This window comes from Streptococcus sp. SR4 (assembly GCF_000517725.1).
Taxonomy (GTDB): domain Bacteria; phylum Bacillota; class Bacilli; order Lactobacillales; family Streptococcaceae; genus Streptococcus; species Streptococcus salivarius_F.
The window spans coordinates 40,610-63,379 of sequence record NZ_AZYW01000070.1 but is presented as its reverse complement, the minus strand read 5'-3'; the positions used below and the strand labels follow the sequence as shown (position 1 = coordinate 63,379).

Sequence of the window (22,770 nt, the reverse complement as noted above, 5' to 3'; positions counted from 1 at the left end):
GGTAATACCTCCCTATTCTAATAGAGTTATGATACCATAAAATCAGTTTAAAGTTCTAGTATATATTTGAGAAATCGCTATAAATATGATACACTAGAAGACGGTTTTCTTTAGGGAAACCTTAGAAAAGTTGAGGTAAAGACATGATAAACATGATAATTTTAGTTGTCTTTGCACTCATTGGTTTAGTCGTTGGATATTTAGCAATTTCTATTAAACTTAGCAAAGCTAAGGAACAAGCAGAAACTACCTTGCTAAAGGCAGAACAAGACGCTGTGAACCTTCGTAGTCAGGCAGAGCATGATGCAGATCATCTGCGTGTGACTGCTGAACGCGAGAGTAAGGCTCAACGTAAAGAGTTCTTGTTAGAAGCAAAAGAGGAAGCTAGAAAATATCGAGAAGATATTGAAAAAGAATTCAAATCTGAACGTCAAGAGCTTAAACAGATGGAAAATCGTTTGACAGAACGTGCCACTAGCCTTGATCGTAAGGATGAAAATCTATCAAGTAAAGAACTTGCCCTCGAGAAGAAAGAGCAGAGTCTTGCTGACAAATCTAAACATCTTAATGAGCGTGAAGAGAATGTGACTCAGTTGGAGGCTGAGAAGCAGGCTGAACTTGAACGTGTTGGTCAAATGACCATTGCAGAAGCGCGTGAGGTAATCTTAACGGAGACTGAGAATAATCTGACTCATGAGATTGCAACACGTATCAAAGATGCAGAAGCACAGGTTAAAGATACTGTTGATAAGAAAGCCAAAAACGTGTTGGCGCAAGCTATGCAACGCTTGGCTGGAGATTATGTTACTGAACAAACAGTAACTACTGTTCACCTTCCAGATGACAATATGAAAGGTCGTATCATTGGACGTGAGGGGCGTAACATCCGTACGCTTGAAAGTCTAACAGGTATTGACGTTATTATTGACGATACTCCAGAAGTGGTTGTCCTTTCTGGTTTCGATCCCGTTCGTCGTGAAATTGCACGTATGACTCTCGAAGCCTTGATTAAGGATGGACGCATTCATCCAGCTCGTATTGAAGAGTTGGTTGAGAAGAGCCGTCAGGAAATGGATAACCGTATCCGTGAATATGGTGAAGAGGCAGCCTACGAAATTGGCGCTATGAATCTTCACCCTGATTTGATCAAGATTATGGGACGCTTGCAGTTCCGTACGTCGTATGGTCAAAACGTACTTCGTCACTCAGTTGAAGTTGGTAAACTAGCAGGTATCATGGCTGGTGAATTGGGTGAAAATGTTGCCCTAGCTCGTCGTGCTGGTTTCCTTCACGATATGGGGAAAGCCATTGACAAAGAAGTCGAAGGTAGCCACGTAGAGATTGGTGCTGAGTTTGCACGTAAGTACAAAGAACATCCAGTTGTGGTTAACGCTATTGCCAGCCACCATGGCGATGTAGAACCTGAGAGCGTCATTGCAGTTATTGTAGCTGCAGCAGATGCTTTGAGTTCGGCTCGTCCAGGGGCTCGTAATGAATCTGTTGAGAATTACGTCAAACGCCTTCGTGATTTGGAAGAAATTGCATCAAGCTTTGATGGTGTTCAAACAAGCTTCGCCCTTCAAGCTGGTCGTGAGATTCGTATTATGGTTCATCCAAACAAAATCTCTGATGATGAAGTTACGATCTTGTCTCACAAGGTACGTGAACAAATTGAGAAGAATTTGGATTACCCAGGAAATATTAAGGTTACAGTCATTCGTGAATTCCGCTCGGTTGACTATGCCAAATAAGATAAGAGAGCCGCAAGGCTTTTTTTTTTTTGCACTTATACTGAAAGGTTGTATTCTTTTTGAAAATGTAAGAACTTTCTTATCAAATTGCGTCATTTTGGTAGATTAGTGTTTTGTAATGAAATATTTTGATTTTTTTTGACTGATTTTAGTTGACAGTTATTAAAAATTGAGTATAATAGATTCTGTAAACGATTACAGAAGGAGAGATTATGCTAAAGTCTGAACGTAAGCAGATTATCTTGTCTCAGTTGAAACAAGATGGTTTTGTCACTTTGGAAAACCTAACTGTTTTGTTAAGTGATACTTCCGAGTCGACGATTCGTCGTGACTTGGACGAGTTAGCGGCAGATGGCCAACTTAAACGTGTTCATGGTGGTGCTGAAAGTATTCATGGTCTAAAGGAAGAAATTGCCAATAGTCAAAAAGCTATTAGAAACGTTCAAGAAAAGGCTCAGTTAGCTGGTTATGCTGCCGATTTGATTAAGGAAGGTGATGTCGTCTTTCTTGAGGCTAGTACAACAAATGAACTTTTGATTCCACATTTGGCCAATCGTCAGGTAACGGTTGTGACTAATTCTATCCATCATGCGGTTAAGTTGGTAGATCTTGGTGTTAGCACTAGGATTGTTGGAGGAAAGGTTAAACATTCAACGGATGCCTCTATTGGAAGTACTGCTCAAGAGCAAATCAGACAGCTGAATTTTGATTGTGCTTTCATTGGTGCTAATGGCGTTGATGCTCATTATTTCACCACACCAGACATGGAAGAGGCAGTTATCAAACGGACGGTTATAGCCAATGCGCAAAAAGCCTATGTTCTAGCTGATGCCTCTAAACTTGGTCAGATTACCTATGCTAAGGTAGCCGAGGTCGAGAAAGTAACCATAATTACAAACGCTTCGGAAGAAGAGCTCCTAAAAGAATTGAAAGAGAAAACGAGGGTTATTGAAGTATGATTTATACTGTAACGCTGAATCCATCAATCGACTTTATTGTTCGTATCGATAAAGTAGAGATTGGTGAAGTTAACCGTATGGAGAGTGATGATAAGTTCGCTGGCGGTAAGGGCATTAATGTTAGTCGTATTTTGCAACGCTTAGGTGTTGATAATACTGCGACGGGCTTCATCGGTGGTTTTACAGGACGTTTTGTGACAGATGGTTTGGATGCAGAGGGCATTAAAACCAAGTTTGTAGCTGTGGATCAAGACACACGTATTAATGTTAAAATCAAGGCTGACCAAGAAACTGAAATTAATGGTGCAGGACCTGTCATTAATGAGTATCAATTGGCTGAATTGGAAGCAGTTCTTTCAAGTGTAAGTGCCGATGATGTGGTTGTTTTTGCTGGATCAGCACCAAGCAATCTTGGAAATAAGGTCTATAACAAATTGATTCCACTAGTGCGTGAAACGGGTGCACAGGTTGTCTGTGACTTTGAAGGACAAACCTTGCTTGATTCCTTGGCTTACCAACCACTCTTGGTTAAACCAAATAACCATGAGTTAGAAGCTATTTTCAATGTCAAACTTAATGGTTTGGCTGATGTTGAAAAATATGCGCGTGAAATCCTTGCTAAGGGTGCACAGAACGTTATCATCTCAATGGCAGGTGATGGAGCGCTGTTGGTCACACCAGAGGCTGGTTACTTTGCTAAACCAATCAAGGGAACAGTTAAAAACTCTGTTGGTGCGGGTGACTCGATGGTTGCTGGTTTCACTGGTGAGTTTGTTAAATCGGGTGATCCGATTGAGGCTCTCAAGTGGGGAGTAGCGTGTGGAACATCTACAGCTTTCTCAGATGATTTAGCGACAATTGAATTTATTAAAGAAACATACAATAAAGTAGAGGTAGAAAAACTATGAAAATTCAGGATTTACTGAACAAAAAAGTAATGTTGCTTGACCTTCAAGCAACTACAAAAGAAGCTGCTATCGATGAAATGATTAACAGCTTGGTTGACAACGGTGTTGTGACTGACTTTGATGTCTTCAAAGCAGGTATTATGGCTCGTGAAGCACAAACATCAACTGGTTTGGGTGATGGAATCGCTATGCCACACAGTAAAAATGCTGCAGTAAAAGAAGCAACAGTACTTTTTGCTAAATCTAATAAAGGTGTAGATTACGAATCACTTGATGGTCAACCTACAGACCTCTTCTTTATGATTGCTGCTCCAGAGGGAGCAAATGACACTCACTTGGCAGCCCTTGCTGAGTTGTCAAAATACCTTATGCAAGATGGTTTTGCAGATCGTTTGCGTAAGGTGACTTCTCCAGATGAAGTGATTGCTGCTTTCAATACGGGTGAAGAAGAAGCACAGGCTGAGGAAGCTAAGAAAGCACAAGCTGTTAAAGAAGCAGCTTCAAGCGATAAACCACTTATCGTAGCTGTAACAGCTTGTACAACTGGTATTGCTCACACTTACATGGCTGAAGAATCACTAATTAAAATAGGTGAAGAAATGGGTGTCAATGTTCGTGTTGAAACTAACGGTGCTTCAGGTGTCGGAACACCATTGACTGCTGAAGAAATCAGTAAGGCTGTAGGTGTTATCGTAGCAGCAGACAAGGCAGTTGAAACAGCACGTTTCGATGGTAAAAAATTGCTTTCTAAACCAGTCGCTGCAGGTATTCGTCAACCTCAAGAGTTAATCCAAAACATCTTGGATGGTAAAGCTGAAGTTTTCCATGCTGAAAATGCTGGAGCTGCTCAAGAATCAAGTGAGAAATTGAGCCTCGGTGGTGCCTTCTATAAACACTTGATGAGTGGGGTATCACAAATGCTTCCATTCGTTATCGGTGGTGGTATCATGATTGCGCTTGCCTTCTTGCTTGACCAAATCATGGGTGTTCCTAAAGATCAATTGTCACATTTGGGTAGTTACAATGAACTTCCAGCTCTCTTTAAATCAATTGGTGATATTGCTTTCAGTTTCATGTTGCCTATTCTTGCAGGATATATTGCCTATTCAATTGCTGAGAAACCAGGTTTGATCGCTGGGTTTGCAGCTGGAGCTATTGCGAAAGCAGGTCTTGCTTATGGAAACATTGTAGTTTATGCAAAAGTTGCAGGCTTAGATGAGAATGCAGCTAAAGAAGCAGTTGATAAGATTTCTTCTCATCAAGTGTCATCAGGATTTCTTGGAGCACTGGTAGGTGGTTTCTTAGCTGGTGGAATTGTACTTTTATTGAGAAAATACATTAAGGTTCCACGTGCACTCGAAGGTGCAAAATCAATCTTATTGATGCCTCTTCTTGGAGTGGCACTCACAGGATTTGTCATGCTAGCAGTAAATATCCCAATGGCAGCAATTAATACTGGTCTTAATAACTTCTTGTCAAGCTTGTCAGGAAGCTCAGCCGTATTACTTGGTCTCCTTGTAGGTGGTATGATGGCAGTGGATATGGGTGGACCAGTTAATAAGGCAGCTTATGTTTTTGCTACAGGAACTCTTGCTGAAACTGTGACTTCAGGTGGTTCTGTTGTTATGGCGGCAGTTATGGCAGCCGGTATGGTTCCTCCGTTGGCAGTATTTGTAGCAACAGTATTGTTCAAAGATAAATTTTCACAAGAAGAACGTGATTCTGGTTTGACAAACATCGTTATGGGACTCTCATTCATCACTGAAGGTGCGATCCCATTTGGTGCAGCTGACCCAGCACGCGCTATCCCAAGCTTTATCGTCGGTTCAGCTCTTACAGGTGCTCTTGTAGGTATGGCAGGAATCAAATTGATGGCACCACACGGAGGTATTTTCGTTATTGCCCTCACATCAAATGCCCTTCTCTACCTTCTCTTCATCTTGATTGGTGCTGTGGTATCAGGTATCCTCTTCGGATTCCTCCGCAAACCACTTGATAAATAAGATATGACAAAACAATCTCGTTGTGACGGGGTTGTTTTTTGTGTCGTAGCAGATTTTTGTCAGGGTACCTATTTTATGATAAAGTATAGGCAGAAATGGCTTATCTAGTAGCCAGTACGCTGTATAAAGAAACATAAGAGGTAAAATATGGTAAAAGAATACGATTATATTGTCATTGGTGGTGGTTCTGGTGGTATTGCCAGTGCCAATCGTGCTGCCATGCATGGTGCTAAGGTTATTCTCTTTGAAGGAAAAGAGGTCGGTGGTACCTGTGTCAATGTAGGTTGTGTGCCTAAAAAGGTCATGTGGTATGGTGCTCAGGTTGCTGAAACCCTTCACCGTTATGCAGGCGAGTACGGTTTTGATGTGACAATTAATAAGTTTGATTTTGCAACGCTTAAGGCCAATCGTCAGGCTTATATCGACCGTATCCATGGTTCTTATGAGCGTGGTTTTGATAGCAATGGCGTTGAACGTGTATACGAGTATGCAAGATTTGTTGACCCTCATACGGTTGAAGTAGCGGGTGAGCGTTATACAGCACCCCATATCCTTATTGCGACTGGTGGTCACGCCCTTTATCCAAACATTCCAGGTAGTGAATATGGGATTACCTCCGATGGTTTCTTTGAACTAGATGAGGTGCCAAAACGTACAGCTGTTATTGGTGCTGGCTACATCGCCGTTGAGGTTGCTGGTGTTCTCAATGCTCTTGGAAGTGATACACACCTCTTTGTGCGTAAAGATCGTCCATTGCGTACCTTTGATAAGGATATCGTTGATGTTTTAGTTGATGAAATGGCTAAATCTGGTCCGACCCTCCATACGCATGCTAATGTGACAGAGGTAGTGAAGAATGCAGATGATTCCTTAACCATTAGTTTTGATAATGGAGAAACGATTACTGTTGATTGCCTCATCTGGACTATTGGACGCGCAGCCAACACCTCTGGTTTTGGACTTGAAAAGACAGGTGTTAAACTGACTGAAAAAGGAACAATCTATTCGGATGAGTTTGAAAATACATCTGTTCCTGGAATCTATGCCCTTGGCGATGTAACTGGTAAACTTGATTTGACACCAGTTGCAGTCAAGGCTGGACGTCAATTGTCAGAGCGACTCTTCAACAATAAAGCTGATGCTAAGCTTGATTACACTGATGTAGCCACTGTGGTCTTTAGCCATCCAGTTATTGGTTCTGTTGGCTTGACTGAAGAAAAAGCAATCGCCAAATATGGTGAGGAGAATATTACGGTTTATAAATCTAGTTTCACTCCAATGTATACGGCCCTTGGAGAGAATCGTCAGCCTTCAACTATGAAATTAGTAACGCTTGGTGAGGATGAAAAAATCATTGGTCTTCACGGTATTGGCTATGGTGTTGATGAGATGATTCAAGGTTTCTCTGTGGCTATTAAGATGGGAGCAACTAAGGCTGATTTTGATAATACGGTTGCCATTCATCCAACAGGTTCAGAAGAATTTGTAACGATGCGATAGAAAAGTGAAGTCTGTTAACCGAGAGTTTCAGGCTTTTCTTTGTGTCTGAATGGGTTCAATTGAAACTATCCTTCTAACGGGTTCAGAAGAATTTATAACGATGAGATAGAAAAGTAAAGTCTGTTAACCGAGAGTTTCAGACTTTTCTTTGTGTTCAAATAGCAGCCTACACTTTGTGTAAAACTATAGACTGTCTAAATAAAAAAAGGCCTTCAGGCCTTTCTTTCGTTAATTAAGTAGTTTCTTACTTCTGAGATAAAGTAAAGAGATCCAGTGACAACAAATAGGTCATCAGAATTTGATGATTCAGCTTGTGCTAACCAGTCTCTATAGTCGGCTGCACGTTTGAAGTCTTTGGGATAGTCGTCCAAGGGCAGTGCCTCAAAAAAGTCAAAGCTGGTTACCGTTATATCATAATCTTTCAATTCCTCTAGTAAGTCTGCCAAAGGCTTTCGTCTAAGTCCTGCAAAGAGGATATGTACCCTACGATTAGCGAAGTTATCTTTTAGTACCTGCTTTAAGCTGGCAATTCCTTGAGGGTTATGGGCACCATCTAGATAAATGTTATTTCCTATCCACTCACTACGACCAGGCCAATGCGTCTCTTCAATCCCCTCTTGGATGCTCTTATCGGTAATCTTAGAAAATGTTTGAGCTAGGAGATGGGCAGCAGTGACAGCTAGCCCAGCATTGTTTTCTTGATGCTGCCCTAACATTGGAAGTTTAAGATTTGGACTTTCCCAATGGTCATAAGAAATTTGGATCGTTCGATTGTCTTTCGGAAGCAGCTGAATTTCCCTATCAATGATGGCTAAAGGAGCTTGTAGGTCATGTGATTTTTGGTCGAAGAAATGTTCAACTTCTGCAGAGACACGCCCAAGTAAGATGGGTGTATTTTCTCGCATGACGCCTGCCTTATGATTGGCAATGTCCAAAAGGCTATTGCCCAAGGTTTCAGTGTGATCAAAGCCAATCGAAGTACAGATGACAAGCTCTGGCGAAAGAACATTGGTCGAATCAAGTCGTCCACCAATTCCAGCTTCAATGATAGCCATATCAACCTGTTTAAGGTCGAAGTAGAGGAACATGAGTAAGGTGACCAACTCAAATTCCGTTGGTCTGCCAAAATTAGTGTGCTCTTCTAAATCGTTGAGAATAACCTGAGCTTTCGCGACAAGGCTAATCAAATCCTTATCAGGAATTTCTGTGCCGTTAATACTAATACGTTCGTTGAAGCGAGTAATATAAGGGGAGGTGAAAGTCCCGACCTGATAGCCTGACTTTGTTAGGATATTTTGTAGGTAGCTAGTTGTTGACCCCTTACCGTTGGTCCCGACAATATGTACCGTTGGATAGTGAGACTGGGGATCTCCAGCTTGTTTCAAGAGCCAACGCATACGTTCGAGTTGAGGGCGACGGCCATTGCCCTTGAAAGAATGGATAAAATTTAGAGTTTCTGTATAGTTCATAGGATTATAGAAAAAAGGCAGGGTTTCCTAGCCTTTTACATGTCTTAGTTAGAAGCGGCGTCACCAGTTGTTGCACCACCAGTAGTCGCATTGCCAGATGTTGTGTCTGCAGTAGCTGCTGATGAAGAGGTAGTCGTATTGCCACCCGTTGTTGTATCTGCAGATGACGAATAGGTATTAGTTCCTGCTTGGCTACTTGTTTCTGTTTCTGAATCAGTCGCATTGCCATAACTAGATGAGGCAGCACTTGATTCTTGAGTCTTATTATTGCCTTCTTTGATGACTACAGTTGATTGATTGGCTGATGAATCAGAAGTGTCCTTATTTTTAGAGGCTGTGAAATTCATGATAGTGATTGAAGCCACGATGATTGATAAAATTGTCCCGACGGCAGTAAGGACTTTTTGGAAGGCAGTGAAGCCTTTTGTAACGTGTTCAGTCACCTTTGGGGCAGATTTTTTTTCTTCTTTTGATGAATGATTACGGCGTGAGTAATTTTCAGACATGATGCTCTCCTTAAAAATATTTCGTACTTTCTATTATATGATTTTCTCGCAAAAATTGCTAAAAAAATTATGCTATAATAAATAGTAAATAAAAATCGAGGAAAAATCATGATTTATTTTGATAATTCGGCCACGACGGTGCCTTATCCAGAGGCACTTAGAACCTATCAAGAAGTGGCTACTAAAATTTTTGGGAACCCATCCAGCCTACACCAATTAGGAACATCTGCGACACGTATTTTGGAGGCTTCTCGTAAGCAAGTTGCGGAACTCATTGGAAAATCAGCCGATGAGATTTTCTTTACGTCTGGAGGAACCGAAGGTGATAACTGGGTCATCAAAGGTGTAGCTTTCGAAAAGGAGCCTTACGGCAATCACATCATTGTTTCTGATATTGAACACCCTGCGGTAAAAGAATCTGCCAAATGGCTTTCAGAACATGGTTTCGAGGTATCTTATGCACCAGTAAATGAGCAAGGGTTTGTGGATGTTGAAGCTCTTGCTGGATTATTACGCCCTGACACAATCTTGGTTTCGGTTATGGCTGTTAATAATGAAATCGGATCAATTCAACCTATTCAAGCCATCTCAGATCTCTTGGTTAATGAGCCTACCATATCTTTTCATGTGGATGCTGTCCAGGCTATTGGAAAGATTCCAGTATCGTCCTATTTAACTGACCGTGTAGATTTTGCGACTTTTTCTGGTCACAAGTTTCATGCTGTTCGTGGTGTCGGTTTTGTCTACAAAAAGGCAGGGAAAAAGATTACGCCACTCTTAACTGGTGGTGGCCAAGAAAAAGATTTTCGTTCAACGACTGAAAATGTTGCCGGCATTGCGAGTATGGCCAAGGCCTTGCGCTTGGTAACTGACAAAGAGGAATTTTCTCTTCCTAAAATTGCCAAGATGAAAAAGATTATCTTTGACGAATTGGCTAAGTACGAGGACATTTCTATTTTCTCAGGTGAGGGTGAGGGTTTTGCTCCCAATATTTTGACCTTTGGAATCAAGGGTGTTCGAGGTGAAGTTATTGTCCATGCTTTTGAAGAGCATCAAATTTACATTTCAACGACATCAGCATGTTCATCTAAGGCGGGTAAACCAGCGGGAACCCTTATTTCTATGGGTGTACCGACTAAGTTAGCTCAAACGGCCGTTCGTATCAGTCTTGATGATGACAATGATATGGGACAGGTGGAACAGTTCCTCACGATTTTCAAGCAGGTCTACGCCAAGACACAAAAAGTGAGATAGCAAGATTTAATCGATTAAACAATAAAACTAAATTCACATTTAAAAGGAAAAGGAATGACACTAACATATTCAGAAATTATGGTTCGCTATGGTGAATTGTCTACTAAGGGCAAGAACCGTATGCGCTTTATCAATAAACTTAGAAATAATATTAAAGATGTCCTATCCATCTATCCAGAAGTTAAAGTGACTTTTGATCGAGACCGTGGACATATCTACCTCAATGGTACAGACTACGAGCCAGTAGCAGAGTCTTTGAAGCAAATTTTTGGTATTCAAGCCTTTAGTCCTGTTTACAAGTTTGAAAAAGATGTCGAGGTTTTGAAAAAAGCTGTTCAAGACATTATGACTGGACTCTATCGTGATGGTCTCACTTTTAAAGTAACTGCCAAACGTAGTGACCATGACTTTGTTCTCGACAGTCGCGAGCTCAATCTTACTTTAGGAAATGCAGTCTTTGATGTATTGCCTGATATTAAGGCTCAGATGAAGGGACCAGATGTCAATCTTAAGGTAGAAATTCGTGCCGAGGCGGCTTATATTTCTCACGAGGAAATCAAAGGAGCAGGCGGTCTACCTGTAGGTACTGCTGGTAAAGGAATGCTCATGCTTTCAGGTGGGATTGATTCGCCAGTGGCAGGTTATCTTGCCCTTAAACGTGGTGTGGATATTGAAGCTGTCCACTTTGCAAGTCCTCCTTACACTAGTCCTGGAGCTCTTAAAAAGGCTCAAGATTTGACCCGTAAGTTGACTAAATTTGGTGGTAATATTCAGTTCATCGAAGTACCATTTACTGAAATTCAAGAGGAAATCAAAGAAAAAGCACCAGAAGCTTATTTGATGACCTTGACACGTCGCTTTATGATGCGTATTACTGACCGTATTCGTGAAGAACGCCGAGGCCTTGTGATTATCAATGGTGAAAGTCTTGGTCAGGTTGCTAGTCAGACCATGGAGTCTATGCAGGCGATTAATGCTGTTACATGTACGCCAGTGATTCGCCCGGTTGTCACTATGGACAAGTTGGAAATCATTGATTTGGCACAAAAAATTGATACCTTTGACATTTCCATTCAACCTTTTGAGGATTGCTGTACCATCTTTGCACCTGACCGTCCAAAGACTAATCCAAAAATCAAAAACGTTGAACAATATGAACGTCGTATGGATGTTGACGCCTTGGTTGAACGTGCGGTTGCAGGAATCATGGTGACTGAAATCACACCTATTGAAGAGGCGCAAGACGAAGTGGGTACACTTATCGAAGACTTGCTCTAATCTAGGAAGATATCGTACTAACATAGTAGTGCTTAGCTGCTACTAGAGTTAGGTATGTCGAAAAAGAAATGTCGATGTTGAACTTTTACCCAGAAAGGAAAATACATGACTGTTTATAACATCAATTTAGGAATCGGTTGGGCATCAAGTGGTGTTGAGTACGCCCAGGCCTATCGTTCTACAATTTTCAAAAACACAGGTATTAAGGCCAAATTTGTCTTTATGGATATGTTCTTGCAGGACAATCTTTCTGATTTGACCCGTAACATGGGGTTTGCGGATGAAGACATTATCTGGCTCTATAGCTATTTTACAGACCTAAAAATTGCTCCAACGACCTATACGGTCAAGGATTTGGAAAAGGAAATTCCTTATGACATCACGCGTCGTGAGATTAATGGTAAGGTGGTTAAGCTTTTTTGTGCCAAGGAAGATATCTTCTATGCAGCCTACTTGCGTAAAGAGGGTGAAGATATCGTTCACCGTGTGGAAAAAGTATCGCGTGGTTGCTTAATCCGTAAAGATTTTTACTCTTACACTAAGATGTTCACAGAGTACTACACACCGGTAGACAATAAGGCTCACCTCTATCAACGCCGTTTCTTCAATGAAGATGGTAGTGTTGCTTATGATGAAATTGTTGATGGAAAGGATAGTGTCTTCCGTTTTCCAGATAAGATTTTGTCATCTAAGCATGAATTTATCGCCTACTTCATGTCTCAACTTGGTCTAACTGACCAGGACATCGTCATCTTGGACCGTGCAACTGGTACAGGGCAGGCCGTTTTCCGTAACACCAAACCTGCTAAGCTTGGGGTTGTGGTCCATGCAGAGCACTTTAGTGAAAATGCTGTGACAGACAAGACTATTTTATGGAATAACTTCTACGAGTACCAATTCAGCAATGCAGATAAGGTTGATTTCTTTATCACAGCGACAGAACGTCAACGTAGCATTATGCTAGACCAGTTCAATAAATACACACCATTTACACCTCATATTGTAACCATCCCTGTGGGAAGTGTGGATAAACTGAGAAAGCCTGAAGGAGAGCGTAAACCATTCTCAATCATCACAGCCTCACGTTTGGCCAATGAAAAACACGTGGACTGGTTGGCCAAGGCTGTCGTTAAGGCTAAAGAAAGTCTGCCACAGGTAAACTTTGATATCTATGGAACAGGTGCTGAAGAAGCCAAACTTAAGGCCATTATCGAGGAAAATCAAGCTCAGGATTATATCCACCTTAAAGGTCACCAAGACTTGACAGAAGTCTACAAGGACTACGAACTTTACCTATCAGGTTCTAAGAGTGAAGGGTTTGGTTTGACACTTCTAGAAGCCGTGGGATCGGGTCTCGGTATGATTGGTTTTGATGTTCGTTATGGGAACCAAACCTTTATCAAGGATAATGAAAATGGCTACCTCATCCCTCGTTTTGAAAAAGATGATGAGCCTGCTATCGTAGCTGCTTTGGCAGAGAAAATTGTAGCCTTTTTCAATCGCTCAGATTTGGATCATGTTCATCAAGTTTCTTATGATATTGCCAAAGGCTTTTTGACAGAGGAAATCGAGCAGAAGTGGCTTAACTTAGTAAAGGAGATGACTAGTCATGATTAATTTATTTGAAAACTATAGTCAGGGTAGTTGGGATCTCCATTACTCACTGATTGTCGCTAGCTATGTAAATACAACAGTTTGTCTTTCAGATGATGGCTTTCTGCCTAGTGATGTGACCTCACCCTACCTTTATTTCACTGGTTTTGACAAGGTTCAAGGTTCCGCACTTTACTTTAATCAGGTCCCTGTGCCTGACTACTGGGAAATTATAGGAACGAATAGCAATGCGGAAATCTTCCGTTTTGATAAGAAACGTGGTCATATTCATTATGCCCATCCTGCTCACCAACGTTTAGTTAAAGCAGTGGACTGGTATGATGAGTCAGGACGCTTGCGCGTGACTGATCGCTACAATAACAAGGGTTACCGATTCTCACAAACAACCTATAATGTTAAGCAAGAAGCGACCATTACGAGCTATTTCACTCCAGACAATAAGGAAGTTATTGTCATCAACCATTTGACTAAAGACGTTATCTTGAATTGGAAAGACAAGGTCTACATTTTCAAAAATAAATCTGAATTTGTCGTCTTCTATCTAAAAGAAGCTGGTTATGATTTGAGTCGTATTCTATACAACTCACTGGCGACGCCTTTCTTGACAACTATGAATCTTCCAAATTCTGGTCAAGACGTTCTCTTCTGGCAAGAGCCTATCACTGATTCAGTTCCTGGGAATATGCGTCTGCTTCTTGAGAGCAACCATCGTCAGACTAAGATTGTTGTACAAGATTACACAGCTTATACGAATCTTCTAAAGTTGGTTAGTCCAGAGCAGGCTTCTCGCGTGGCCTTCCTTGGATTCATGTATCCATTTGCCCGTCAGAACAACTTCCAAAATCAAGCGCTTATCTTGACCAACTCAGATCAGATTGAGCATTTGGAAAGTATTGTCAGTGAAGTGCCTACCATGCACTATCATGTTGGGGCAATCACAGAAATGTCAAGTCGCTTGATGGATTTGGCTAAATATAGTAATGTTAGTCTTTACCCTAATATTACAACAGAGCAGGTTAAGCGTCTTTATAAGGAAGCGGATTTCTACTTGGATATTAACCATCAAAATGAAATCTTGTCAGCGACACGTGCTGCCTTTGAAAATAACTTGCTTATCCTTGCCTTTACGAACACTAGCCATGGTCCTGAGTATACCGCGCCAAGTAATATCTTCTCACCAATGAATGCTGGGCAATTTAAGCAAACGCTTAAAGAAGCCTTGGGCAACCGTGACTTCCTTAGTCACTTGCTTGATCGCCAACGTGAGCACGCTCATGTAGCAACACCAGAAGATTATAAGAAGGTTATTGGTTAGGAAAATGACATTAGAGGTTCGTAACATTTATCCTCTGACACCAACATTTAAGAAGGTCGCTTCGCTTTATGAAGCGGCTTTTCCTGTGGAGGAGCAACTCCCACTCTGGCAATTGTCTTGGAACAGCTTGAAAAGAGGACAATCTTTCTTGGCCTATTTTGATCAGGAAGTCTTCGTTGGCTTGACCTATGCCATTTATACTGACAACCTGGTCTACCTACTTTTTCTTGCAGTTGAGGAAAGTAAACAATCTCAGGGATATGGCAGTCAGATTTTGGCACAAGTTAAGAAAGAAGCAGGGGTACGACCCTGTGTGCTTACGATTGAACCCATGGATGAGGAGGGTGCTTCTAACCGTAATCAGCGCTTAAAACGCTTAGCATTTTATGAGCGACATGGCTATCAGCTATTGAATCACTTCTATTTTGAAGGGACTGAACGCTATCAAATTTTGACAACGGATAGGAGCCTTTGTTTAGCTGATTTGGAGCAGGATCTAGCTAAGACCTTCTTAGGAAAATACGGAATAAGGGTTGAGTAGGGGAATCATTACTTGGTTAAAGGTCAATGAGCAGAATAAGAATAATCAAAATAACTTTTTCTCTTGTCATTAGAGGGAAAAAATGATAGAATTGTAACGTTGACTAAATGCACGTCCTGTGCAACCGCACGACTACTGTTTGCAAGTGGGTTCGTCCCCGCAGTACTAGGCGAGTCTTCACAGAGGGAAACCTCAGACACATTAAAAATTTTAATAGGAGGTGCATCATGAGCACATACGCAATCATCAAAACTGGTGGAAAACAAGTTAAAGTTGAAGTAGGTCAAGCAATCTACGTTGAAAAAATCAACGCTGAAGCAGGATCAGAAGTAACTTTTAACGAAGTTGTTCTTGTCGGTGGTGATAAAACTGTAGTAGGTACTCCAGTTGTTGAGGGAGCTACTGTTGTCGGAACTATCGAAAAACAAGGTAAACAAAAGAAAGTTGTTACTTTCAAATACAAACCTAAAAAAGGTAGCCACCGTAAACAAGGTCACCGTCAACCTTATACAAAAGTTGTTATCAACGCTATCAACGCGTAAGTTAGCGACTAATCACTAAGAAAGGACACAATCTTATGTTGAAAACTCTTGAAAACTTGCAACTTTTCGCCCACAAAAAAGGTGGGGGTTCTACTTCCAATGGTCGTGATTCACAAGCTAAACGTCTTGGTGCTAAAGCAGCTGATGGACAAACTGTATCAGGTGGATCAATCCTTTACCGTCAACGCGGTACACACATCTACCCAGGTGTAAACGTAGGCCGTGGTGGTGACGATACACTCTTCGCTAAAGTTGAAGGTGTTGTACGTTTCGAACGTAAAGGTCGCGACAAAAAACAAGTATCTGTATACCCAGTTGCTAAATAATTAAGCTAAAGTCTGCACTTTTGTGTAGGCTTTTCTTTATGAAAAAAGGAGAATTCCATGCCTTTAAATCACTACCAACAAGAAGTAGGGCCAAGTCTAGCGGATGCTAGTCCGGGTAAAATGCCAGATGTTGCTCTATTAGAAGGTCGTTATTGCAGCGTTGAACATTTGACGGTGGCAGAGCATTATGAGGACATTTTAGACTTTTACTTTACTAATCAGATCCTTTCTGATTGGACCTATATGTATGCGGATCCTTTTGAATCTGAAGAAGCTGTACGTCAGTGTTTGGAGGATTATGAGCAATCCCAAAATCCTTATTTCTTTGCCATCAGGGATAAGGCTTCAGGTAAGGTTCTGGGAACCTTTTCACTTATGGCTATTACACCCAAAAATCGTAGTGTTGAGATGGGACGGGTGATTTTGGCACCTGCTTTACAAAAGACTCGAGCAGCCACAGAAGCTCAATACCTGCTTATGAAATATGTCTTTGAAGATCTTAGCTATCGTCGTTATGAGTGGAAATGTGATAGTCTCAACCGTCCTTCTGCTAATGCTACCATGCGTTTAGGGTTCACCTATGAGGGGCGTTTTCGTAACCATGCTATCTATAAGGGGCGTAGCCGTGATACGGACTGGTTCTCGATTATTGATAGTGAGTGGCCAGCACTTAAGAAACGATTTGAGAATTGGCTAGCTCCTGAGAATTTTGATGAAAAGGGACAGCAGAAACGTTCTCTTAGGGACTGTTAGTTGATATGAAAAGAGCTCTCTTCTGATGAAGAAGCTCTTTTTTAGTTGTCTGAGGGCTAAATCAAAGCTCCTACTTTGCTAGTGCCCAGTAATGCCGTCAGAATCAGTCTAAATACTCATTTTTCTGTCAATAATATTCCCATAAAAAAGCATATTTATGCTATAATAAAGAGTAATTGTATCAAGGAGAATATGACTAATGGAATTAATTCGCGAAAAAGTATTTGTTAACCGTTACCACTACGATGTTCGTAACCATGAGTGGGAAAAAGAGAATGGTGTTCCTAAAACAAATGTTGAAGTAACTTTCCAGTTGCACAATAAAGATGAAGAAGCTAACAATACGTCTGTTGTAGCTGTTTTGCAATTTATGATTGTCCGTGATGAGTTTGTTATCTCAGGGATTGTTTCTCAAATGGACCACATTCAAAACCGTATCGTCAATGAACCAAAAGACTTCTCACAAGAAGAAGCAGAAGCCTTGGCTGCACCGCTCTTGGATACGCTTCAACGTTTGACTTATGAAGTAACTGAAATTGCCTTGGATCGTCCAGGTATCAATTTGGAGTTCTAAGATGTCTCTTGCAGTTATTACGGATTCATCGGTTAATCTCCCTGCTGAAATTCAGGGCCATGCTGATGTTTATGTTTTAGATATTCCGGTCATCATTGAGGGGCAGCCTTTTGTTGAAGGAAAAAACTTGGATGTCAATCAGTTTTATGCTCAAATGGCAAACTCTGAGGAACTGCTCAAGACGTCGCAACCTAATCTAGCTGACTTGGATAACTTGCTTATGGAGTTTGAGGAGAAAGGTTATACCCATGTCGTTGGGCTTTTCCTTTCTTCAGGAATCTCTGGTTTTTGGGCCAATAGTCAGTTTTTGATTGAGGACCATGCCAAGTTGAAGATTGCTTTTCCTGATACAAAAATCACAGCAGCTCCTATGGGAACCATGGTGAGAAACGTTTTGCATTGGTCAGCTCAAGGGATGTCTTTTGAGAACATTTTGAAGAAGCTTGAGGAGCAGGTTGACCAAACGACGGCTTATATTCTTGTGGATGATCTTAATCATCTGGTAAAAGGTGGTCGTTTGTCGAATGGTTCGGCGATTTTAGGAAATCTTTTGTCTATCAAACCTATTTTGAATTTTAATGACGAAGGAAAAATCGTTGTTTTTGAAAAGGTACGTACAGAGAAGAAAGCTGTGAAACGTTTGGTTGCCCTAGCTGAGGAAAATCGTGAAATGGAACTTAGTATCCTTCACACGAATGCTCCTGAAAAAGCTGAAGATTTTAAAAGACAGCTAGAAGCACAGGGAATTAGCGTTTCAACAGTGGTATCCTTATGTGCCGTAATTGCGACACACTTGGGTGAAGGAGCGCTAGTACTAGGTCTAACACCTAAATTTACCAAATAAGTACTATCCATCTGGGATGGGGCTTGTCTATGATTAAGATCAATAGAGAGGAAAAATAACATGTCTATTAAAGTTATTGTTGCTGGATTTAAAGGAAGAATGGGTTCAACTGCGGTTGAAATGGTCAAGGGAGATGACGAATTGACTTTGGCTGCCTTGCTTGACCCATTTGCGACAGAAAAAGAAGTGGACGGTGTTCCTGTCTTCACAGATAAAGCGGATTTGGTTGGCTTTGACGCAGATGTCTGGGTGGATTTCACTATGCCAGCCGTTGCCTATGAAAATACTCGTTTTGCTTTGGAGAATGGTTTTGCACCAGTTGTGGGTACCACAGGATTTACTGAAGCACAAATTCAGGAATTGACAGACCTTTCTAAAGACAAGTCTATTGGTGGTTTGATTGCACCTAACTTTGCTATTGGTGCTATCCTTCTTATGAAGTTTGCGGCAGAAGCTAGCAAATATTTCCCAGATCTTGAAATCATTGAGCTTCACCATGACAAGAAAAAAGATGCGCCATCAGGTACAGCAGTGAAAACAGCTGAACTTATTCGTGAGGTTCGCGAGACTAAACGTCAGGGAGCTGAGGATGAGGTGGAAACACTTGCTGGGGCACGTGGTGCGGAGTTTGATGGTTTCCGCATTCACAGTGTGCGTTTGCCAGGTCTTGTGGCTCACCAAGAGGTTATCTTTGGTGCCCAAGGAGAAGGATTGACCTTGCGTCACGACTCTTACGACCGCATTTCCTTTATGGGTGGTGTTAATCTTGGGATTAAAGAAGTTGTTAAACGTAATCAGCTTGTTTATGGTTTGGAACATTTACTATGAGATTAAGTTATTTGCCTTCTGAATTTCAGAAGGCTTTACCAATATTAGAGAAAATTAAGGCTGCAGGGTTTGAGGCTTACTTTGTTGGTGGTTCGGTACGTGATGCCCTTCTTAACCGTCCCATTCACGATGTTGATATTGCTTCGTCTTCTTATCCTGAGGAGACTAAACAGATTTTTGAGCGTACGGTAGACATTGGTATTGAGCATGGGACCGTTTTGGTCTTGGAAAATGGCGGTGAGTATGAGGTGACGACCTTCCGAACAGAGGACGTTTATGTCGATTACCGTCGTCCGTCTAGCGTTTCCTTTGTACGTTCATTGGAAGAGGACCTTAAGCGTCGTGACTTTACAGTCAATGCTTTTGCTCTTAATGAAAATGCTGAGATTATTGATAAGTTCAATGGTCTTGATGATTTAGACAACCGTGTCTTAAGGGCTGTTGGTAAGGCTGAGGAACGCTTTAACGAGGATGCTCTTCGTATCATGCGGGGCCTACGTTTTGCAGCGAGTTTAGACTTTGATATCGAAGAAAAGACTTTTCAGGCTATGGCCAGCCATGCTCCTCTTTTGGAAAAGATTTCGATTGAGCGAAGTTTCATCGAATTTGATAAGTTGCTCTTGGCACCACATTGGAAAAAAGGAATCAAGGCTCTTTTAGCGACGAAGGCTTATCAGTACCTTCCGGATTTTCAAGAAACTGCTGAAGAATGGCAGTCTTTTGTGTCAGATTATGCTGATGACTTTAGATTTACAAGTTCTGAGCAGGCTTGGGCGGCTACTCTTTTGGCTCTCAAACATGATAACCCGCGCTCTTTTCTTAAAAAATGGAAGACATCTGTTAATTTCCAAAAGACAGTTCAGTCCCTGGTTGACATTTTCAATTTCCGTTTGGAGAGAGCTGTGACCAAGCAAGATGTTTATCAGTATGGTAAGGAACTCTTAGAGGAGGCTGAAACCTTGAGACGGGCTCAGGGCTTGGACGTCGATTATGAGCGTATTGCCGAGTTGGATGGTCAGTTGCTCATCCATGATAAGCACGAAATCGTTGTGAATGGTGGCACACTGATGAAGGAGCTAGGATTCAAACCTGGTCCGGACCTTGGTCGTGCACTTAAGGCTATCGAAAATGCCATCGTTGATGGTCAACTAGCTAATGCCGAGGAAGCCATCATGGCCTTTGTTCAAGCTATGAAATAAGTCTAGAGACGTGATAAAAATGACACACCGCTACAGAGCATGCGTAGGATCCGTAGCGGTGTTATTTGTAAGAAGGAAGTAAGATGTCAGATTTTATTGTTGAAAAATTAACCAAGTCCGTTGGGGACAAGACGGTTTTTAAAGAGATTTCATTCATTATCCATGATCTAGATCGTATCGGGATTATTGGTGTCAATGGGACAGGTAAGACAACCTTGCTAGATGTTGTATCTGAGCGTATTGGTTTTGATGGTGATGTGTCACCTTTCACCAAGGCTAATGGCTATAAGATTTCTTATTTGACTCAAGAGCCAGAATTTGATGATAGCAAGACGGTTCTTGAAACTGTCTTGTCATCAGACCTTCGTGAGATGGCTTTGATTCGAGAATATGAAACCCTTATGGCAGAATATTCTGAGGAGAATCAGGCTCACTTGGAGAAGGTAATGGCTGAGATGGATAGTCTAGATGCTTGGTCCATTGAGAGCGAGGTTAAGACAGTCTTGTCTAAGTTGGGATTGTCAGACCTCTCGCAAAAGGTCGGGGACCTCTCAGGTGGTCTTCGTCGCCGTGTGCAGTTGGCTCAGGTTCTCTTGAATGATGCAGATCTCTTGCTCTTGGATGAGCCAACTAACCATTTGGATATTGATACTATTGCTTGGTTGACTAATTTTCTCAAGTCTTCTAAAAAAACGGTCCTCTTTATTACCCACGACCGTTATTTCTTGGACAATGTGGCCACACGTATCTTTGAGCTAGACCAGGCTAATCTGATTGAATACCAGGGAAATTATCAAGACTATGTTCGTCTAAAGGCTGAACAAGATGAACGAGATGCAGCAGCTCTTCACAAGAAAAAGCAACTCTATAAGCAGGAGTTGGCATGGATGCGAACGCAACCACAGGCACGTGCGACCAAGCAACAAGCTCGTATCAATCGTTTTAAGGAGCTTAAGGGTGAGGTTCACCAAACGATCAATAATGACGATCTTGAAATTAACTTTGAGACTAGCCGTATTGGTAAGAAAGTAGTGAACTTCGAGCATGTCGATTTTGCTTATGAAGATGGCAAGCAAATTCTCAGTGATTTCAATCTTATCATGCAAAACCGTGATCGTATCGGTATTGTTGGGGATAATGGTGTCGGGAAATCGACCTTGCTTAATCTGATTAATGGTGACCTTGTGCCTACAGCTGGTGTTCTGGATATTGGTGAGACGGTACGTATTGGTTATTTCTCGCAGCAAATTAAGGACATGGATGAGAGCAAGCGTGTCATTAACTACTTGCAAGAAGTTGCAGATGAGGTTAAGACAACGGTTGGAACAACTAGTATCACAGAGCTCTTAGAGCAATTCCTCTTTCCTCGTTCTACCCATGGGACACAGATCGCTAAGCTCTCTGGTGGGGAAAAGAAACGTCTTTATCTACTTAAGATTTTGATTGAAAAGCCTAACGTTCTGCTCTTGGATGAGCCGACAAATGATTTGGACATTGCAACTTTGACGGTTTTGGAAAACTTCCTTAATGGTTTTGGTGGCCCTGTCGTGACCGTAAGTCACGACCGCTATTTCTTGGACAAGGTGGCTAACAAGATTCTAGCCTTTGAAGAGGGTGGTGTGCGAGAGTTCTTTGGTAACTACACTGACTACCTTGATGAAAAAGCCTTCTTCCAAGAGCAAGCAGTCCTCTTAGAGAAGGAAAAAGCACAAGCTAGCGTTAAAGTTGAGAAAGTCAAAGAAGACAAAAAACGCATGAGCTACTTTGAAAAACAAGAGTGGGCGACCATCGAGGACGAGATTGCTGACCTTGAAGCCAAAATCGAAGAGATTGAAGCAGCTATGCTTGAAAATGCTAGCGATTATGGACAGTTAGCTACCCTTCAACGTGATTTGGATGCTGCTAATGAAACCTTACTTGAAAAGTATGAACGCTATGAGTATTTGAGTGAGCTAGAGGGATAAGCTCTTTAGTAATCAAAGTATGACAAAAGCCCTGCATTTGCAAGGCTTTTTTATGTTTATGTAGTGTCTGGTTTCTTCTTACCACAAGCGGAATGAAAAGGAAAGGACTGAAACACCCGTAAAGATAATTAAGGAAGCTACCAAGCGCCCAATAAGAAAGGCTGAGAAAAACGGAGCACTAAAGAGTAAGAGCCCAAATACCAGACAAATTAAGGCGATTGACAGGGCAGGTTGTCCTGAGAAGCCGAATTGACGTTGGCGATGAGCTTGAAAGCCTTGTGTAAAGGCTGAGACAAGAAGCCACCAAGCGATAATGGTTACAGCTACACCTGAGAGCACCCATGCTGATGTTGATAGCAAAATAATCCCAAAAACAATGGAAATGATACTCTGAAGCAGTTGGAAGAAGGAGCGGTTTTCGTTATCTCGTTTAAAATAAACCATGAGACTTGAAACACCAGATACCAGCATCACTAGGGCAAACAGCCAACCAACGATGGCAAGAAGGTTTGTAGGATTAGCGAAGAAAAAGACACCCAAGAGTGTAATGAGAATGCCACTAATCAATGTAAAACTTTTCATAGGCTACCTCTTATTAATTTTTCTTAATACTACTAAATAAGTATCAAATTGTCAAACAAA

At 41.5% G+C, this 22,770-nt stretch carries 21 protein-coding genes and 1 other annotated feature; of the genes, 18 read left to right on the top strand and 3 right to left on the bottom strand.

All coding sequences use genetic code 11. From position 1 onward, the window contains the following. The first annotated feature begins 143 nt into the window (after window positions 1-143). The 5 genes from HMPREF1519_RS09675 (at window position 144) to gorA (ending at window position 7,121) form a co-directional block, all read left to right on the top strand. A complete protein-coding gene (locus tag HMPREF1519_RS09675) occupies window positions 144-1,751 on the top strand; it encodes a ribonuclease Y (RefSeq protein ID WP_022495979.1) in 1,608 nt (535 codons plus the stop codon). 212 nt (window positions 1,752-1,963) lie between these two features. Further along, on the top strand, window positions 1,964-2,710 hold the full coding sequence (locus HMPREF1519_RS09670) for a DeoR/GlpR family DNA-binding transcription regulator (RefSeq protein ID WP_014633945.1): 747 nt from the start codon (window positions 1,964-1,966) through the stop codon (window positions 2,708-2,710). Further along, entirely contained in the window at window positions 2,707-3,618 is a 912-nt protein-coding gene (pfkB, locus tag HMPREF1519_RS09665) for a 1-phosphofructokinase (protein WP_022495978.1), read from the top strand. Before HMPREF1519_RS09670 ends, pfkB begins: the two co-directional genes overlap by 4 nt. Continuing rightward, complete coding sequence (locus tag HMPREF1519_RS09660; RefSeq protein ID WP_037612034.1) at window positions 3,615-5,621, top strand: PTS fructose transporter subunit IIABC; 2,007 nt, start codon at window positions 3,615-3,617, stop codon at window positions 5,619-5,621. Before pfkB ends, HMPREF1519_RS09660 begins: the two co-directional genes overlap by 4 nt. Window positions 5,622-5,768: 147 nt before the next feature. Next, entirely contained in the window at window positions 5,769-7,121 is a 1,353-nt protein-coding gene (gene gorA, locus HMPREF1519_RS09655) for a glutathione-disulfide reductase (RefSeq protein ID WP_022496024.1), read from the top strand. 212 nt (window positions 7,122-7,333) lie between these two features. Here the strand turns inward: gorA and HMPREF1519_RS09650 are convergent, their stop codons facing one another. Both HMPREF1519_RS09650 and HMPREF1519_RS09645 read right to left on the bottom strand, forming a co-directional pair. Then, window positions 7,334-8,590, bottom strand: coding sequence for a bifunctional folylpolyglutamate synthase/dihydrofolate synthase (locus HMPREF1519_RS09650; protein ID WP_037612033.1), 1,257 nt, complete (start codon window positions 8,588-8,590; stop codon window positions 7,334-7,336). Between the two features lie 44 nt (window positions 8,591-8,634). Next, window positions 8,635-9,096 (bottom strand): DUF6556 family protein, encoded by a 462-nt coding sequence (locus tag HMPREF1519_RS09645; protein ID WP_022496261.1) that lies wholly within the window; start codon window positions 9,094-9,096, stop codon window positions 8,635-8,637. 108 nt (window positions 9,097-9,204) lie between these two features. On the opposite strand from HMPREF1519_RS09645, the gene HMPREF1519_RS09640 reads away from it, so the two are divergent. From HMPREF1519_RS09640 to HMPREF1519_RS09580, 13 genes are all read left to right on the top strand, one after another. Further along, a complete protein-coding gene (locus HMPREF1519_RS09640) occupies window positions 9,205-10,350 on the top strand; it encodes a cysteine desulfurase family protein (protein WP_037612032.1) in 1,146 nt (381 codons plus the stop codon). 54 nt (window positions 10,351-10,404) lie between these two features. Beyond that, entirely contained in the window at window positions 10,405-11,628 is a 1,224-nt protein-coding gene (thiI, locus tag HMPREF1519_RS09635) for a tRNA uracil 4-sulfurtransferase ThiI (protein ID WP_037612031.1), read from the top strand. Window positions 11,629-11,733: 105 nt separating this feature from the next. Beyond that, a complete protein-coding gene (gtfA, locus tag HMPREF1519_RS09630; RefSeq protein ID WP_002885573.1) occupies window positions 11,734-13,245 on the top strand; it encodes an accessory Sec system glycosyltransferase GtfA in 1,512 nt (503 codons plus the stop codon). Further along, window positions 13,238-14,557: an accessory Sec system glycosylation chaperone GtfB gene (gene gtfB / locus HMPREF1519_RS09625; RefSeq protein WP_022496258.1), complete on the top strand. Its 1,320-nt coding sequence runs from the start codon at window positions 13,238-13,240 to the stop codon at window positions 14,555-14,557. Before gtfA ends, gtfB begins: the two co-directional genes overlap by 8 nt. Before the next feature lie 4 nt (window positions 14,558-14,561). Beyond that, on the top strand, window positions 14,562-15,098 hold the full coding sequence (locus tag HMPREF1519_RS09620) for a GNAT family N-acetyltransferase (RefSeq protein WP_022496257.1): 537 nt from the start codon (window positions 14,562-14,564) through the stop codon (window positions 15,096-15,098). A 112-nt stretch (window positions 15,099-15,210) separates the two neighbouring features. Further along, window positions 15,211-15,285: a sequence feature (ribosomal protein L21 leader region), on the top strand. Window positions 15,286-15,325: 40 nt separating this feature from the next. Beyond that, complete coding sequence (rplU, locus tag HMPREF1519_RS09615; protein ID WP_002885597.1) at window positions 15,326-15,640, top strand: 50S ribosomal protein L21; 315 nt, start codon at window positions 15,326-15,328, stop codon at window positions 15,638-15,640. 35 nt (window positions 15,641-15,675) lie between these two features. Then, the gene (gene rpmA / locus HMPREF1519_RS09610) at window positions 15,676-15,966 is read left to right on the top strand and encodes a 50S ribosomal protein L27 (RefSeq protein WP_002885483.1); all 291 of its coding nucleotides are present in this window, start codon (window positions 15,676-15,678) and stop codon (window positions 15,964-15,966) included. A gap of 57 nt (window positions 15,967-16,023) precedes the next feature. Continuing rightward, the gene (locus tag HMPREF1519_RS09605) at window positions 16,024-16,719 is read left to right on the top strand and encodes a GNAT family N-acetyltransferase (RefSeq protein WP_037612030.1); all 696 of its coding nucleotides are present in this window, start codon (window positions 16,024-16,026) and stop codon (window positions 16,717-16,719) included. A 199-nt stretch (window positions 16,720-16,918) separates the two neighbouring features. Further along, a complete protein-coding gene (locus tag HMPREF1519_RS09600; protein ID WP_037612029.1) occupies window positions 16,919-17,293 on the top strand; it encodes a DUF1149 family protein in 375 nt (124 codons plus the stop codon). A 1-nt stretch (window position 17,294) separates the two neighbouring features. Further along, window positions 17,295-18,137, top strand: coding sequence for a DegV family protein (locus HMPREF1519_RS09595; protein ID WP_037612028.1), 843 nt, complete (start codon window positions 17,295-17,297; stop codon window positions 18,135-18,137). Between the two features lie 60 nt (window positions 18,138-18,197). Continuing rightward, window positions 18,198-18,965 (top strand): 4-hydroxy-tetrahydrodipicolinate reductase, encoded by a 768-nt coding sequence (gene dapB / locus HMPREF1519_RS09590; RefSeq protein ID WP_037612027.1) that lies wholly within the window; start codon window positions 18,198-18,200, stop codon window positions 18,963-18,965. Next, window positions 18,962-20,164 carry a CCA tRNA nucleotidyltransferase gene (locus tag HMPREF1519_RS09585; RefSeq protein WP_037612026.1) on the top strand — a complete coding sequence of 401 codons (1,203 nt, stop codon included), beginning with the start codon at window positions 18,962-18,964 and terminating at the stop codon, window positions 20,162-20,164. The genes dapB and HMPREF1519_RS09585 overlap by 4 nt, the downstream gene beginning before the upstream one ends. A gap of 83 nt (window positions 20,165-20,247) precedes the next feature. Then, window positions 20,248-22,128: an ABC-F family ATP-binding cassette domain-containing protein gene (locus HMPREF1519_RS09580; RefSeq protein WP_037612025.1), complete on the top strand. Its 1,881-nt coding sequence runs from the start codon at window positions 20,248-20,250 to the stop codon at window positions 22,126-22,128. 78 nt (window positions 22,129-22,206) lie between these two features. Here the strand turns inward: HMPREF1519_RS09580 and HMPREF1519_RS09575 are convergent, their stop codons facing one another. Then, entirely contained in the window at window positions 22,207-22,710 is a 504-nt protein-coding gene (locus HMPREF1519_RS09575) for an HdeD family acid-resistance protein (RefSeq protein WP_037612024.1), read from the bottom strand. Between the last annotated feature and the right edge of the window lie 60 nt (window positions 22,711-22,770).

Coding starts and splice junctions, on each gene's coding strand:
- HMPREF1519_RS09675 (WP_022495979.1), top strand. CDS start 144: ATGATAAACATGATAATTTTAGTTGTCTTTGCACTCATTGGTTTAGTC.
- HMPREF1519_RS09670 (WP_014633945.1), top strand. CDS start 1,964: ATGCTAAAGTCTGAACGTAAGCAGATTATCTTGTCTCAGTTGAAACAA.
- pfkB (WP_022495978.1), top strand. CDS start 2,707: ATGATTTATACTGTAACGCTGAATCCATCAATCGACTTTATTGTTCGT.
- HMPREF1519_RS09660 (WP_037612034.1), top strand. CDS start 3,615: ATGAAAATTCAGGATTTACTGAACAAAAAAGTAATGTTGCTTGACCTT.
- gorA (WP_022496024.1), top strand. CDS start 5,769: ATGGTAAAAGAATACGATTATATTGTCATTGGTGGTGGTTCTGGTGGT.
- HMPREF1519_RS09650 (WP_037612033.1), bottom strand. CDS start 8,590: ATGAACTATACAGAAACTCTAAATTTTATCCATTCTTTCAAGGGCAAT.
- HMPREF1519_RS09645 (WP_022496261.1), bottom strand. CDS start 9,096: ATGTCTGAAAATTACTCACGCCGTAATCATTCATCAAAAGAAGAAAAA.
- HMPREF1519_RS09640 (WP_037612032.1), top strand. CDS start 9,205: ATGATTTATTTTGATAATTCGGCCACGACGGTGCCTTATCCAGAGGCA.
- thiI (WP_037612031.1), top strand. CDS start 10,405: ATGACACTAACATATTCAGAAATTATGGTTCGCTATGGTGAATTGTCT.
- gtfA (WP_002885573.1), top strand. CDS start 11,734: ATGACTGTTTATAACATCAATTTAGGAATCGGTTGGGCATCAAGTGGT.
- gtfB (WP_022496258.1), top strand. CDS start 13,238: ATGATTAATTTATTTGAAAACTATAGTCAGGGTAGTTGGGATCTCCAT.
- HMPREF1519_RS09620 (WP_022496257.1), top strand. CDS start 14,562: ATGACATTAGAGGTTCGTAACATTTATCCTCTGACACCAACATTTAAG.
- rplU (WP_002885597.1), top strand. CDS start 15,326: ATGAGCACATACGCAATCATCAAAACTGGTGGAAAACAAGTTAAAGTT.
- rpmA (WP_002885483.1), top strand. CDS start 15,676: ATGTTGAAAACTCTTGAAAACTTGCAACTTTTCGCCCACAAAAAAGGT.
- HMPREF1519_RS09605 (WP_037612030.1), top strand. CDS start 16,024: ATGCCTTTAAATCACTACCAACAAGAAGTAGGGCCAAGTCTAGCGGAT.
- HMPREF1519_RS09600 (WP_037612029.1), top strand. CDS start 16,919: ATGGAATTAATTCGCGAAAAAGTATTTGTTAACCGTTACCACTACGAT.
- HMPREF1519_RS09595 (WP_037612028.1), top strand. CDS start 17,295: ATGTCTCTTGCAGTTATTACGGATTCATCGGTTAATCTCCCTGCTGAA.
- dapB (WP_037612027.1), top strand. CDS start 18,198: ATGTCTATTAAAGTTATTGTTGCTGGATTTAAAGGAAGAATGGGTTCA.
- HMPREF1519_RS09585 (WP_037612026.1), top strand. CDS start 18,962: ATGAGATTAAGTTATTTGCCTTCTGAATTTCAGAAGGCTTTACCAATA.
- HMPREF1519_RS09580 (WP_037612025.1), top strand. CDS start 20,248: ATGTCAGATTTTATTGTTGAAAAATTAACCAAGTCCGTTGGGGACAAG.
- HMPREF1519_RS09575 (WP_037612024.1), bottom strand. CDS start 22,710: ATGAAAAGTTTTACATTGATTAGTGGCATTCTCATTACACTCTTGGGT.